Genomic DNA, 13037 nt, shown 5'->3' with positions numbered 1-13037 from the left:
GCCCGGCGAGCGCCTGCGCGGGAGGCGGGGCGCGCCGCGCCTCCCGGCCGGATGTCCGGCGCGATGATGCCCGGCGCGATCACGGCTCCGCGTCGCACTCGGGCGCGTCGCGGAGCTTGCCCGAGGTGTGCGGTCCGTCGAAGCGCAGGAGCTCGAGATCGACCAGATCGAGGCTCTTGAACGTCAGGTCCAGCGGGCCGACCGACACGCCGGCCTCCGCCTCGGCGTAGGCGTGCACGCCGCCGTCGACCCGCGCGTCGTACGAGCAGTAGGGCGGCGCGGTCTCCGCGCTGACGCGCGCATACGCCTGGACTCCGATGTTCGGACCGAGGATGCCGTACAGGCGCGCTCGGAGCTCCGCGCCGGCGCTCACCTTGCCGGACGCCGTGATCGGGCCGGGCGCCTCGATCGAGGCCGTCCCCGAGGCCGAGCACGAGGGCTCCCAGATCGTGCGCCACGTCTCGTTCTTGTACTCGACCCCGGCCCTGAGCTCGGCGGTCGTCTGCGCCTCGGCCGCCACCTCGGCGGCGATGAAGGACAGCCCCACCTCGGCCTTCGCCTTCGGCACGACGTTCGTCGTGACGACGATGGGCACGGGGCCCACCCAGAACGTCAGCGTCGGCAGCGGCACGCTGGGGACGCCCCCGGCGAGCTCGAGCAGATCGACCGTGCAGCGCCCCGTGACCGTGCCGGCGCCGTGGAGCTCGGCGCTCACGTCGAGCCTGCCCGACGCCACGAAGCGGAGCCGCTTCAGCTCCGGCACCGGGTTGATGGTGCCCCGCGGGCCGACGTGGACCTCGAAGTCGAGCACCGGAGAGAGCTCGGCCGTGACGTCGAGCGCCGCCGTCCCGTGCGCGTCGACCCCGCACGAGGCCGGGAGCGAGGCCGAGGAGAGCTCGAACAGCTTCATCGAGGCGCCGGACGAGATCTTCAGGGCTTCCGCCTGGCTCGCGATCTGCTCGCCGTCCTCGACGCCGATCTCGCGAGCGCGCGCGAGGTGCTCGTCGATGGCCTGCGCGTACTCGCGCGCGTCGTAGTGGACGTGGAAATGCCCTTCGGTGATGAACTCGGTGAGATCGGCGGGCGTCGTCTCGAGCGCGACCCGCGCCCCGTCGAGCACGCGGACGCGCACGACGCGGGCGAGGTAGCCGCCGCCCTGCGTGCCGCCGAGCACGTCGCCCGCGGCGAACGGCGACAGGCTGCCGTCGTGGGTGATGACGAGCTCGTGATCCCCGAGCTCCGCGGCGACGAACCCCGGCTCCTTCTCGGGGACGCGGGCGCGCTCGGACAGCTTGAGCGGCTGGACGACATCGACAGCGCCGGGTGCCGGCAGCTCGGCAGGATCCGCGACATCGCCCGGCGGGGCGACGCACGCCGCGAGCGCGGGCGCGAAGGCCGCGAGGAAAGCGGCAGAGATGAGGCGCGCGGCCAGCGCGCGGCTCCCAGGGAGAGTGGTTTTCATGCGCGCGGACGCTACGCGGGTACTGTGGCGAACGGGTTACAGAGGCGAGACTTGCTGTCTCCGGGAGAGGGGATAATGGCTCACCGCGATGGGTGGATATCCATGAATCAAACTCTGCGGTGTGCCCGGAGAGAGGCGCCCGACGGCCGGCTCCTCGGCGCCCTCGCCAGCGCCCGCCGCCTCGCCTTGCCCCGCCGTGCGTCCCCGGGCAGGCTCCGGTCATGGGCCAGCCCGCCGAGGAGCAGCGCCGCGCCACGTACGCCGACATGGAAGCCGTCCCGCCGAACAAGGTGGCGGAGCTCATCGGCGGCCAGCTGCACGTGATGCCCCGGCCAGCGCCGCGCCATGCGAACGCGAGCGCCGCCCTCATCATGGAGATCGGCGGCCCGTTCCATCGCGGTCGCGGCGGCCCAGGCGGCTGGTGGATCCTCAACGAGCGGGCCGGGGCTGGGAGCGCGGCCCGCTCCACCGCGGCGCGGGTTCGGGTAGAGCCCTTCGACGCCGTCGAGCTCGACCTCTCGGCGCTCTGGTCGAAGTAACGAAGGGGAGCCCCGACGAGGGCGCCCTGACGGGGTTCGCCAACGATCTCGGGCTGTTCTACCTGGGGTGAGTAACGGGAATCGAACCCGCGACAACTGGAGCCACAATCCAGTGCTCTACCAACTGAGCTATACCCACCGTTCTTCGCGGCCCGTGGGCTGCGAAGGCCTGGCAGAATACTCAGCTCCGCGCAGAGTGCAATCGGGTAAACGCTCAGCGCGTCGCTCTTTCCCTCCCGCGGCCTCCGGCGGCCTCCCTCTGGCGCTCCCGCGCCCCGACATTTGCGCCCCCCCCCCCGGCCCCGGACGCCTCGCTCAGAGCGTCGCCCACCGGCGCAGCGCGACCCGGCGGGCGCGGTCGAGGTCCGCGCGGTGGCGCGTCGAGATCGGCGCGCGCTGCGCCGGCGGCCCGGCCGCGCCCGCCGGCTCGTCCGCCGTCTCGCGGCCGGAAGCCGCGAGCAGCGCCGCCGTGAGCGAGCTCTCGAGGGCGGCCAGGTCGTAGCCGCCCTCCAGGAAGATCGCGAGCCGCCCCCCCGCCTTCGCCGTCGCCATCGCCGCGAGCCGGCGACCCATCGCCGCGTAGGCCGAGCGCGACAGCTTCATCGCCGCCATCGGATCGCGCTCGTGCGCGTCGAACCCGGCCGAGACCAGGATGAGCTCGGGCGCGTACTCGTCGAGCACCGGCAGGACGAGCTCGTCGAACGCCGCCTCGTAGACCGCATCCGTCGCCCCGTCGGAGAGCGGCACGTTCACCGTGTAGCCGGAGCCCTCGCCGCCGCCGAGCTCCTCGGCGGCGCCGGTGCCGGGATAGAACGGCCACTGGTGCAGCGAGCAGAACAGCACCCGCGGGTCGTCCCAGAAGATGTCCTGCGTGCCGTTGCCGTGGTGCACGTCGAAGTCGATCACCGCCACCCGCGAGAGCCCGCTGTTCAACGCGGCCCTCGCCGCCACGGCGACGTTGTTCAGGAGGCAGAAGCCCATGCCCGCGTCGCGCGTCGCGTGGTGGCCGGGCGGCCGCAGCAGCGCGACCCCGAGCCGACCGGGGCCGGCGAGCACCGCCTCGACAAGCGCCACCGCGGCGCCGGCGCCGCGCCTCGCCGCGTCGACCGAGCGCGGGACGACGTACGTGTCGGGGTCGAGCGCCGCGTAGTGCCCGCTGACCCGATCCAGCGACTCCAGATACCTGGGTGCGTGGACCCGGACGAGCTCTTCCTCGGTGGCGTCGCGCGTCGCGACGCTCTCGAGCGAGAGGCCGGACGCCGCGCAGCGCTCGATCGCGCGCCGGGCGGCTTCGAGGCGCTCCGGGCGCTCGGGGTGGGCGCCGCGCGCGCGATGTTGTTCGAACAGCGCGTCGTCGACGACGTAGAGGCGCGGGGCCTCGGAGTGCGGCTGATTCAAGTGCACCATGAGCTGGGTGGAGAGTTGTAGCAGCGCCGCAGCGGATGGTAGCGTGCCCTGAGCCCCGGAAAGAAGGAGTGGAGACGCAGGATGCGCGGAAAGATCATCGCAGTCTTCGCCGTGATTGTCCTCATGGTCGGAGGGCTCTCGTACGCCCTCACGCGCGCCCCCCTCGGGGAGATCGGGCGTCCGGGCGAGGCGTCGCGCGCGCTCGCCGCCGCCATGGCGCAGCTTCAGGTGGACGGCCTCGTGCTGGAGCGGTGGCTCGCCTCCCACGCGAGCGACCCGAAGCTGCGCGAGCCGTTCAACGCCGGCACCGCCCCGGCCCGCGCCGAGGCGGCCACCAGCGCCGCCAACGCCATCCGGGAGGCGGTCGCCGCCTCGCCCGAGCTGGCCAGGACCCCGCCCTCTCTCGTGGTCCTGGTGGACACGAAGGGCGTGGTGCTCGGACGAAACGCCTCCGCGCTCATGCGCGGGGACAACCTCGGCGCCGTCTACCCGTCGCTGAAGCGCGCGATCGAGCAGGGGGTGACCGGCTCGGACGTGTGGGTGAGCCGGGCGCGCAACGAGCAGCTGCTCGCGTCCTACGCGCCGATCCGCAATGACGCCGGGCAGATCATCGGCGCCGTCGCGGTGGGCACCGCGCTGAACGACGAGCGGCTGACCAACGCGAGCGAGCGCACGAGCGGGCGGCTGCTCGTGGTCGCGATGCAGTCGGGCGACGGGCTCGACGTGGTGGCGAAGTCGCGCGACGCCCGGCCGCAGCTCGTCGCGGCGCTCACGGCGTCGCCGGCGAAGGACAGCGCCCTCCAGGCGCTGAGCTCCGGGCGGTCGGTCGACATCAGCGGGCTCTCCGGCGAGTACAGCGCGGTCGGGCACGCGCTCGACGGATACGGCGACGGGCGGCGGGCGGTGCTCCTCAGCATCGCGCAGCTCCAGACGCCGGGGCTCGCCAGCTCGCTGCTCTGGCCGCTGCTCGGCGTCACCGCGCTCGGGCTCGTGCTCGTCGTGATCGCCGCCTACTTCCTGGACGCGTACATCTCGCAGCCGGTCTCCGAGATCGAGGACGGCCTGCTCGCGATCATGAACGGCCGGACCGACCTCCGGTTCGAGATCGAGCACGCCGAGCTCGGCGGGCTCGTCTTCCGGCTGAACTCGCTCCTGAACCAGCTGCTCGGCGTGCAGGAGGACGAGACCGACGCCGAGGGGCGCCCGTCGCGCGCGCCCACGTCGGCGTCGTTCCGGGACGCCCTCGAGGTCGACGAGCGGATGGTCGCGCTGTCCCCCGGCGAGATCCCGGCCGACGCCAAGGCGCTCCTCGAGGAGCCGGAGGGCGCCTACTACGCGCGCATCTTCGCCGAGTACATCGCCGCGAAGAGGTCGCTCGGCGACCCGATGGATCACATCACCCGCGACGCGTTCGTCGCCCGCCTCAAGTCGAGCGAGCTCGAGCTCGGGCAGAAGCACGGCAAGCCCATGCGCTACAAGGTCGAGGTCCGCGGCAAGGAGATCGTGCTCCTCGCCGTGCCGCTCGCCTGACGCGCGCGGCGCCAGGACCCGCGGGCCAGGGGAGAGGCGGCGCGCGCAGCGCCGCCGCCGCGCGGCTCAGTGCAGCGCGGCGTCCGGGCCTTCGTGCAGCTCGACGCGCCCCGACGAGGGCTCGCGGCGGAGGGCGATCACGTCGGAGAGCTCGCAGCCGAGCGCGATCGCGGGCGACGACGTCGTGACGATCCACTGCACGTTGGGCAGCGCCGCGCGCAGGCGCGCGGCGAGCGATCGCTGGCGGTGCACCGGCTGCTGCGCCTCGATGTCGTCGATCAGCACCACCCCCTCGGCGAGCCGCGGATCGCCGGTCGGGTGCGCGGAGGCGAGCGCGCGGAGCGCCAGCGCGCCGAACGCGATGGTGTGCCGCGCGCTCCGTCCGAGCTCGTCGAAATCGACGCGCTGGCCGTCCGCGCGCTCGAAGATCGGCTCGAGCCGGAGCGGATCGACGCCCGCGTACGTCGCCTCGTGGCCCTCGAGCAGCGCCTCGAGCACCTCCTTGAGCGCGCGCTCGAGCGCGCCGAGCCGCTCTCCTTGTGCGTCCGCGCGCGCGGGAGGCCGCGCCTCCGGCTGGCTCTTCGCGCGGTCGCGGGCGATCGCGGCCGCGATGTGGATGAACGAGAGGACCTGCTTCGTCTCGCGGGCGAGATCGGTGCGCGTCGCGTCGTCGAAGCTCGCGGCCGCGCGCACATCGTAGCGGAGGATGCTGCGCTCGGGCGTCGTCAGCAGGATCGAGGTGCGGGAGAACCAGCGCGCGCCCGAGAGCGCCACGAGGACGAAGCCCCCCTCCGCCGCGCGCCGCTCGAACAGCGCCTGCTCCCTCCGCCGCAGGAGCGCCGCGTCCTCGGGCTCGTCGAGCCGCGCGTTCGGGCTCGCGACGCGCAGCGGGTGCGCGCGCGCCGGGTCGTCGGTGCCGAGCATCCAGTCGGTGACCACGAGCGGGGGCGAGCCGTCGTCTCCGCGCGATCTCAGCTGTGCGACCGCGTACCCGGGCCGCGTCGACGCGATCGCCGAGAGGATCGAGGTCTTGCCCACGCCGTCTCCGCCGAAGAGGACCACGAGGCGGCGGGGCGCGCCGGCGGCGTCTTCGAAGGAGAGCGAGAGGTCATCGAACGGGCCGACATGGGCGAGGCGGACGCGGGAGAGCAGCACCGCCCGCGAAGTTATCACCGCCCCGCGCGCGGGGTGGCGACGGCAGCGCCCGCCAGCGCCACCCCGCGCGGGGGGGGGGCGACCCCGCGCATCCGGTGGCGCGCGGCGGCGCGGCGGCCTAGAGTCGTTGTCCGGGGTCGTCACCGTGCTGCGCAAGCTGCCTCCGCCGGATTTTCGCTACGTGGGGCTCCATCCGGGGCCCGGCTCGACCGGCGCGCTCGCCGCGGCGGGGACCGCGGGGCTCGCGGGGGCCTCCGCGGCGATGTGGAGCGCCGGGAGCCAGGCGCTCGCGCTGGGGCTCATGGCGATGGGGAGCGCGCTCGGCGCGCTCGCGCTGGCCCGCGCCGAGCAGCGCCTCCGGGTCCAGCGCGGCGCGCGCGAGGTGGCGATGGCCGTCGTGCCCTGGGGGATCCTCGTCGACCCGGACACCGCGCCGCGGGTGCTGCGGTGGCCCGCCGTGGAGCGGGTGAGCGTCGATGTCTCGCACACGATGCGCGGCGGGACGCCGGCCGTCGTGTCGAGCCTCGTGACGGTGCACACCGCGCGCGACGTGCTGGCCGGCCGCGCCGCGGGCGCGGTGGACCTCGATCGGCTCCTCGCCAACCTCGAGGGCTATGCGCAGGAGGCGGCGCGGCCCGTCGCCGGCGACATCGACGGGCTGACGGTGCTCGGCGACGGCGTGACCGAGCCGATCGCCGCGGCGCTGCTGCAGGCGGCGGACGGCGTCTGCGCGACGAGCCGCGGCGCCGCGCAGCTCGTGCTCCCGGGGGGCGGCTACCGCACGGCGGCGGCGCGCGCGGCGGCGCCCGAGACGATCGCGGTGCTGCGCTCGGCGCTGTCGTGGAGCTACGACTGCCCCGCCGATCCGCGGCCGCTGGCGGCGATCCTCGCGGGCGTGCTCGGGGCCGCGGAGCTCGTGCCCGAGCTCCTGCGGCTCGCGAGCTCGCCGCACCCGGTGGTCGCCGCGTTCGGCAAGGCCGCGGCGCTCCGCCTCGGCGCGCCGCCGAACCGCGCCGGCTCGCTCGACGAGGTCGAGGCTTTTCTGTTCGAGGAGGACGTCGAGATCGGAAAGCGGTGGATCGCGTCGGGCCCGACACTTTGTTTGCGACCTCGGGCCGAAGCTTGCTAGCTAGAGGGGTCGGCAGCGCGAGCGCTGCGGTTCGAGCGGCCTGCGCGCGGAGGCCGTCGTCCCGCGGGGCCCGGTCCTCGTGGCGCGCTGCCGGTGGGGCGTCCACCGCGCCGGGTCGGCTATGAAACGGGCTCCGTCGCCATCGAAGCCGTCGTCGCGGGAGGCGCGCCGCCGGCTGGCCGCCGTGTGTCTCCTCGGCGCCTCGCTCGTCGCGTGCGCCGAGCACCACGCGTCCGGGCCGCCGCCCTCGCAGAGCACCGCGCGCGCCGCGCCCTCCGCCGCGCCGCCTGCCGCGGCCGCCGTCGCGCCGCTCGCGCCGCTCATGGCCGACGGCGCGTGGGTCGAGGCGGTGCGGCTCGAGCGCTGGGCCGAGGCGGCGGAGCGGCTCGACGCCCTGCCGATGGAGCAGCGGGCGCTGCCCGCGATGAAGTACGCGCGGGCGCGCGTCGCGCTCGAGCACGGGGATCACGGCAAGGCCGTGGAGCTGCTCCACGGCCTGGAGCAGGAGCTGCCGCTGCTCGCCCGCGAGGTGGCGCGCCACCGCGCCGAGGCGGCGTTCGAGGCGGGGCCGTTCCTCGCGGCGGCGGCGTACTTCGAGGCCTCGAGCGGCGCGCCCGGCCTCGCGCGCGCGGCGATCGCCTACATGAAGGGCGGCGATCTCCAGCAGGCCCGCGCGCTCGCCGATCGGGCCGTGACGGCGGCGCAGCGCGCGCGGAGGTCGCGCGACGAGGCGGCGGCGCGGCTCTCGCGGGCGCGCGTCCAGCTCGGCGTGCGCGAGGCCGCCGAGCGGCCTCAGGACAAGGGAGGCGCGAAGGCGGCGGCGGCGGCGGCGGCGCTCGCGCTCGCCGACCTCCGGTGGATCGTGAAGAACGCGCGGTCGTCGCCCGACGGGCGCGAGGCCGCGGCGCTCCTCGCCGCGATGCCGGGGCAGCTCTCGCAGGAGGACCGGCTCCAGAAGGTCGACGCCATGGTCGCCGGGGGCAGCGCGGCCGAGGCGATCGCCGAGCTCGACAAGCTCTCGGGCGTGCCGGCGTCGGAGCTCCGCCACCGCAGGGCCACGGCGCTGTACCAGGCGCGCGACTACGCGGGCGCGGCCGAGGCGTTCCTCAAGGTCGCGGCCTCGCCGTCGGCGCGCCAGGCGGAGCAGCTGCACCTCGCGGCGCGCTCGCTCTCGCGGCTCCACCGCGAGGCCGAGGCGATCGAGCGGCACCTCGCGGTCGCGCGCAGGTTCCGGAAGACCCGCTGGGGCGAGCTCTCGAGCCTGCTGTCCGCGCGCCTCCTCATGCAGGTCGGCCGCTACGCGGAGGCGGTCGCGCAGTACGGCCGGTTCATCGCCGCCTACCCGCGGAGCGAGCGTCGCGACGACGCCCTCTACGAGCGCGCGCTCGCGACGCTCTCGACGAGCGGCGCCGCGCGGGCGCGCAAGCCGCTGGAGCAGCTCGCCCGCGGCGCGCGCGCGGCCGACGCGGCGAGGCTGCGCGAGCTCGCGGGGCTCGCGGCGCTGCGCGGCGGCGATCGCGCCGGCGCGGTGCGGCTCTGGACGCAGGTGATGAAGGAGCAGCCGCTCTCGTGGGGCGCGCTGCTCGCGCGGTCGCGCCTCGCGGCCGTGGGCGCGCCGATGCCGCCGCTGCTCGTCCCGGCGTCGCTCCCGGACGCGCTGCCCGTGGAGGTGAAGCTGCCGCCGGCCGCGTCGCTGCTCGCGTCGATGGGGCTCGACCGCGACGCGGAGAGCTACCTCGCCGAGAACGAGCGCGAGGTGACGGCGGCCTATGCGGGGCAGGAGAGCGAGGCGCTCTGCAGGATGTACGGCATGCTCTCGCCCGCGAAGCGGCGCTACCGGGTGGGCACGCAGGCGGTCTCCGCCGCGGCGCTCCAGCGCGCGCCTTCGGGGGCCGATCGCTGGACGTGGGAGTGCGTCTATCCGGAGCCGTACGTCGGCGAGGTGCGCGCGCTCGAGGCGCAGCACGGGCTGCCGAAGGGCCTCGTCCACGCGCTGATGCGCCAGGAGAGCGCGTTCGATCCCGTCGTGGTGAGCCCCGCGAGCGCGGTCGGGCTGATGCAGCTCATGCCGGCGACGGCGCGGAAGGCGGCGGGCGAGCTCTCGCTCGGCTTCGAGCTCGGGCAGCTCAAGAGCGCGCCGATCAACCTGCGCCTTGGCGGCTTCTACATCGGCAAGCTGCTCCGGACGTTCGAGGGCAGCCTGCCGCTCGCGACGGCGGGGTACAACGCCGGCCCGAAGGCCGTGTCGCACTGGCTCGAGGGGGGCATCGACCGGGACACCGACGTGTGGGTGGCGCGGATCCCATATGATGAGACACGCGCCTACGTGGGCCGTGTCCTCTCGAACCTGGCGCGGTATCAGTGGCTGGACGGCGGGGATGCGGCCGTGGGGATGCTCCCGCTCACGCTCCCCGCGGACGCGCGCGCTCCGGCGGACGCGTACTGAGGACGGCCGTCGCCGCGACGGCGCAAGGGTTCTCCCTACGTTAGAATTGTGCTGTACGCTTGAACTTGCGGGCGGGTGAGCTCACCGTGATGGGGTGGCAGGAACCGCTGGAAGTGACGGCGTGTTCAAGCGTTGCGGGGTGCTCATCCAGCCCTACGCGGAGGCGCGCTTCGTCGGCCGGCTGCTCATGTCGGCGCTCGCCTGGCTGCTTGTCGTCTTCTCGATCGCCTCGCTCGTCGAGCCCATCGCCGGCCCGCTGGCGACGGTGCTCCTGACGCCGTTCGTGCTGCTTGGCTTGCTGCTCGCGCTGCTCTGCCTCGCGTGCATGCTGTACACGCCGATCGCCTGGCTCTGGGCGGCGGTGGGCTCGTCCGGCGCGTCGGTCGTCCGGGTGAGCAACGCGCTGTGGATCGAGCGTCCTGGTGATCGGAGGTCGTTCTCGCTCCTCTCGCTCACGCGCGCGGGGCTCTCGAGCTCCGGTGGCGAGGTCACCTTGAGGACCGACGACGGCGATGTCATCCGCGTGCGCGTCGACGACCCGGTCGACGCGGAGCGGCTGCTCGGCGCGATCGCCGCCGGGCGGGCGCGGGGCACGTGGAGCGCTCGGCTTTATGACGACGTGTCGCCGCTGCTCCGGCGCCGTCTGTTCGTCGGGGTCGCGTCGCTCGTGTCCCTGATCTGCTGGGCGGTGCTCGATTTCGACCTGGCGCTCTCGCTCGGCGTCGTCACGGGCGGCTCGGCGTGGGCGCTCGCGGCGCTGCTCAGGGAGGGCTCTGCGCGCCGCGTGCTCGTGGCGGGCAGCGACGGGCTCTCGCTCCGGGACGAGGCCGGCGAGCGCTTTGTCTCGTTCGGTTGCATCGAGCGGGTCGACGAGACCGCGCTCGGGGTCGAGCTCTTGCTCACGGGGGGCGAGGAGCTCCCGCTCACCCTCGTGTCGCCGCAGCTGCTGCGCGATCCCAGCGAGACGGGGCTCAGCATGGTGCTCGCCGAGCGGCGCCGCGAGCACCTGCTCGCGTTGCTGCGCGAGCGGAGCGGGTGCGGCGCGCGCGAGGTGGGGCGCGCCGGCGCGCTCCTCGAGCGCCGCGGCCTGCCTGCGCCGGCCTGGCGGGCGGCGCTGCGCCGCCTCGTGAGCGAGGCCGGCGCCGATTACCGCACGGCGACGCTCACGCGGGAGCAGGCGTTCGCGGTGCTCGAGGACGGCGGCGCGCCGGCCGAGCTCCGCATCGGCGCCGCGCTCGCGCTCTCGTCGTCGCGCGACGTCCAGACGGCGGAGCGGCTGCGGATCGCGGCCGAGGGCTGCGCGAACCGCGACGTGCGGCTCGCCATCGAGCAGGCGGCCGAGGGGGACATCGACGACGGGATGCTCGAGCAGGCCCTCTCGTCCTCGGCCGCGCGGCCGGCGATGTCCGCGCCGCGGTGCGTGACGCCGGCGGCGTGAGGCCGGCAGGTCGATTCTTCTCGCCTTCCGGCCTTCCTGTTCCCAGAACTCTCTCCCGAGGACGCGCGGCTCCGCGGGTCTGTGTCCAGCCGAGCTGCCGCGGGCGCCAGCGCGCCTGTGGCCCTCCGAGGTAGCCCCCGATGGAAGGCCCGCTCCAGGATCCTTACGCTTCGGTCGCCGTTCACGCGCCGCGCCCCCGCGCGCAGGCCGGCCGCGCCGCGCGGATCGCGCTGCTCGTCGTCGCGTCGCTCGCGTCGATCGGGTTCGGCGCGCTCGTCGTGGCGCCGCGCCTCCGCGCGCCCGCGCCGGAGAGCGCCGTGGTCGTGCGGCCGTCTCCTGCGATCCTCGTCGCGATCCGCGACCTGTCGCGGCTCGAGACCACGGAGGTGCACGTCGAGAAGGTCGTGGATCTGGCCGACCGCCAGAGCCGCCTGTTCGGCCTTGTGCAGGCCAGCGACGCCCTCCTGCTCGTCGCGGTGGGGCACGTCACGATCGGCGTCGATCTCGCGCGGCTCGGCGAGGACGACATCGCGATGGATCCGGAGACCGGCGTCGCGCGGATGACGCTGCCGGCGCCGGAGGTCTTCTCGACGCGGCTCGACGAGGACGGGACGTACGTCTACACGCGGTCGACGAGCTTGCTCGCGCGGCGCAACGAGCAGCTCGAGTCGCGGGCCCGGAAGGAGGCGACGGCGGCGATCGAGAAGGCCGCGCTCGAGGGGGACGTGATGGTGCGCGCGAGGGCGCAGGCCGAGCGGCAGCTCACGGCGCTCGCGACCCAGCTCGGGGCGAAGCGGGTGGACATCCGCTGGCGCGAGGTGGGCGTCGGGGGCGACTGACGGCTCCCCCGGGAAGCCGGACGTCTCGGGAGGCGGGGGCGGGGCGACGGTTGGTTACTGGGGGACGACGGTCGGGGCGCACGTCGATACGCCGGCGCCGGATGTTCTTGATGGATTCCGGGAGGATGGAGACGCCGAAGCCCGCCGCGACAAGGCGCAGGATGTCGAGGTACAGCGCCTCCTGCACGACACGCGGGCACGTCCACCGGGAGATGGGTGCGACCCATCTTTTCTTGGAGGCACGTCCACCGGGAGATGGGTGCGACCCATCTTTTCTTGGAGGCACGTCCACCGGGAGATGGGTGCGACCCATCTTTTCTTGGAGGCACGTCCACCGGGAGATGGGTGCGACCCATCTTTTCTTGGAGGCACGTCCACCGGGAGATGGGTGCGACCCATCTCCCGCGTGGACGAGCCAGCTCGCCCGGATGGGTTCACGGCATGCCGGCCGCCCCGGGCGGGGGCGCCGGGACGGCTTCGGGCTTCCTGGCGCGGGCTCGTCGACGGCACCTCGCGAGGTCGTCGACCCTTCTAGCGCTGGGCGGCCACCAGCAGGAAGATCGGCCGCTCGCGCTCCTCCGCGAGCTCCGGCCGGGCGGCGATCTGCGCCCTCCAGGCGCCAGGGCCCGGTGTACCGCGGCGAGCAGCCCGCCGAGGTGCTCGATGTAGTGCAGGGCGAGGGAGCTGTACGCGAAATCGAACGCCGCCTCCGGCAGGTCGAGGCGCTCCAGATCCGTCGGCGTATAGAGGATCGCCTCGTCCGAGGTCTCTGACCTGGCCCGCTGCAGCATGCGCTCGGACACGTCCAGGCCGAGCACAGAAGCTGCGCCGTTCTCGCGCGCCCACCGGCAGAACCAGCCGAACCCGCAGCCAAGGTCCACCACGCGCAGGCCCGTCAGGTCGGGCACGAGGGCCCGAAGGGCCGGCCACTCCGGCGCGCCGTCAAGGCCCTCGACGGACCGGCGAAGCTGGCTGTAGGCCTCGAAGAATCCGGGATCGTCGTAGATGTTCTGGGTCACGGCTCACGTCTCCGCGGGCCACGCAGATAGCCGGCCCGAGCCTCGCCGTCGCCGGTTTTCGGGGGGCGTCAGG

At 74.4% G+C, this 13037-nt stretch carries 9 protein-coding genes, 1 tRNA gene and 1 pseudogene; 6 read left to right on the top strand and 5 right to left on the bottom strand.

All coding sequences use genetic code 11. The features are described 5' to 3' along the window. Window positions 1–79: 79 nt before the first annotated feature. Entirely contained in the window at window positions 80–1462 is a 1383-nt protein-coding gene (locus WMF17_RS31615; protein ID WP_437596926.1) for a hypothetical protein, read from the bottom strand. 221 nt (window positions 1463–1683) lie between these two features. Here WMF17_RS31615 and WMF17_RS31610 point away from each other — a divergent pair, with 221 nt between their 5' ends. After that, window positions 1684–2001, top strand: a complete 318-nt coding sequence (locus WMF17_RS31610) for a hypothetical protein (RefSeq protein WP_437644709.1) — start codon at window positions 1684–1686, stop codon at window positions 1999–2001. 63 nt (window positions 2002–2064) lie between these two features. Here the strand turns inward: WMF17_RS31610 and WMF17_RS31605 are convergent. Both WMF17_RS31605 and WMF17_RS31600 read right to left on the bottom strand, forming a co-directional pair. Next, window positions 2065–2140, bottom strand: a tRNA-His gene (locus WMF17_RS31605). Between the two features lie 176 nt (window positions 2141–2316). Beyond that, a complete protein-coding gene (locus WMF17_RS31600; protein WP_437596925.1) occupies window positions 2317–3408 on the bottom strand; it encodes a histone deacetylase family protein in 1092 nt (363 codons plus the stop codon). Between the two features lie 81 nt (window positions 3409–3489). On the opposite strand from WMF17_RS31600, the gene WMF17_RS31595 reads away from it, so the two are divergent. Continuing rightward, the gene (locus WMF17_RS31595) at window positions 3490–4938 is read left to right on the top strand and encodes an MXAN_5187 C-terminal domain-containing protein (protein WP_437644707.1); all 1449 of its coding nucleotides are present in this window, start codon (window positions 3490–3492) and stop codon (window positions 4936–4938) included. Window positions 4939–5004: 66 nt separating this feature from the next. On the opposite strand, the gene WMF17_RS31590 is transcribed toward WMF17_RS31595, so the two are convergent. After that, the gene (locus tag WMF17_RS31590) at window positions 5005–6093 is read right to left on the bottom strand and encodes a hypothetical protein (RefSeq protein WP_437596922.1); all 1089 of its coding nucleotides are present in this window, start codon (window positions 6091–6093) and stop codon (window positions 5005–5007) included. A 127-nt stretch (window positions 6094–6220) separates the two neighbouring features. On the opposite strand from WMF17_RS31590, the gene WMF17_RS31585 reads away from it, so the two are divergent. The 4 genes from WMF17_RS31585 (at window position 6221) to WMF17_RS31570 (ending at window position 11945) form a co-directional block, all read left to right on the top strand. After that, window positions 6221–7222 (top strand): hypothetical protein, encoded by a 1002-nt coding sequence (locus tag WMF17_RS31585; protein ID WP_437644706.1) that lies wholly within the window; start codon window positions 6221–6223, stop codon window positions 7220–7222. Between the two features lie 121 nt (window positions 7223–7343). After that, window positions 7344–9668 carry a transglycosylase SLT domain-containing protein gene (locus WMF17_RS31580; protein ID WP_437596919.1) on the top strand — a complete coding sequence of 775 codons (2325 nt, stop codon included), beginning with the start codon at window positions 7344–7346 and terminating at the stop codon, window positions 9666–9668. Window positions 9669–9789: 121 nt separating this feature from the next. Then, window positions 9790–11106: a hypothetical protein gene (locus WMF17_RS31575; protein ID WP_437596918.1), complete on the top strand. Its 1317-nt coding sequence runs from the start codon at window positions 9790–9792 to the stop codon at window positions 11104–11106. A gap of 140 nt (window positions 11107–11246) precedes the next feature. Then, window positions 11247–11945, top strand: coding sequence for a DUF4230 domain-containing protein (locus WMF17_RS31570; protein WP_437644704.1), 699 nt, complete (start codon window positions 11247–11249; stop codon window positions 11943–11945). A 605-nt stretch (window positions 11946–12550) separates the two neighbouring features. Here the strand turns inward: WMF17_RS31570 and WMF17_RS31565 are convergent. Then, a pseudogene (locus WMF17_RS31565) lies at window positions 12551–12964 on the bottom strand (class I SAM-dependent methyltransferase); the annotation flags it as partial. Between the last annotated feature and the right edge of the window lie 73 nt (window positions 12965–13037).

The organism is Sorangium sp. So ce362, assembly GCF_051519845.1.
In the GTDB taxonomy this organism is placed as follows: Bacteria; Myxococcota_A; Polyangia; order Polyangiales; family Polyangiaceae; genus Sorangium.
The sequence above is the reverse complement of the archived record's forward strand: the minus strand, read 5'-3'. Positions and strand labels throughout refer to the sequence as shown.

Excerpts from the sequence above, each read along its gene's own strand:
- WMF17_RS31595 (WP_437644707.1), top strand. The coding sequence starts at position 3,490 with ATGCGCGGAAAGATCATCGCAGTCTTCGCCGTGATTGTCCTCATGGTC.
- WMF17_RS31570 (WP_437644704.1), top strand. The coding sequence starts at position 11,247 with ATGGAAGGCCCGCTCCAGGATCCTTACGCTTCGGTCGCCGTTCACGCG.
- WMF17_RS31615 (WP_437596926.1), bottom strand. The coding sequence starts at position 1,462 with ATGAAAACCACTCTCCCTGGGAGCCGCGCGCTGGCCGCGCGCCTCATC.
- WMF17_RS31610 (WP_437644709.1), top strand. The coding sequence starts at position 1,684 with ATGGGCCAGCCCGCCGAGGAGCAGCGCCGCGCCACGTACGCCGACATG.
- WMF17_RS31580 (WP_437596919.1), top strand. The coding sequence starts at position 7,344 with ATGAAACGGGCTCCGTCGCCATCGAAGCCGTCGTCGCGGGAGGCGCGC.
- WMF17_RS31600 (WP_437596925.1), bottom strand. The coding sequence starts at position 3,408 with ATGGTGCACTTGAATCAGCCGCACTCCGAGGCCCCGCGCCTCTACGTC.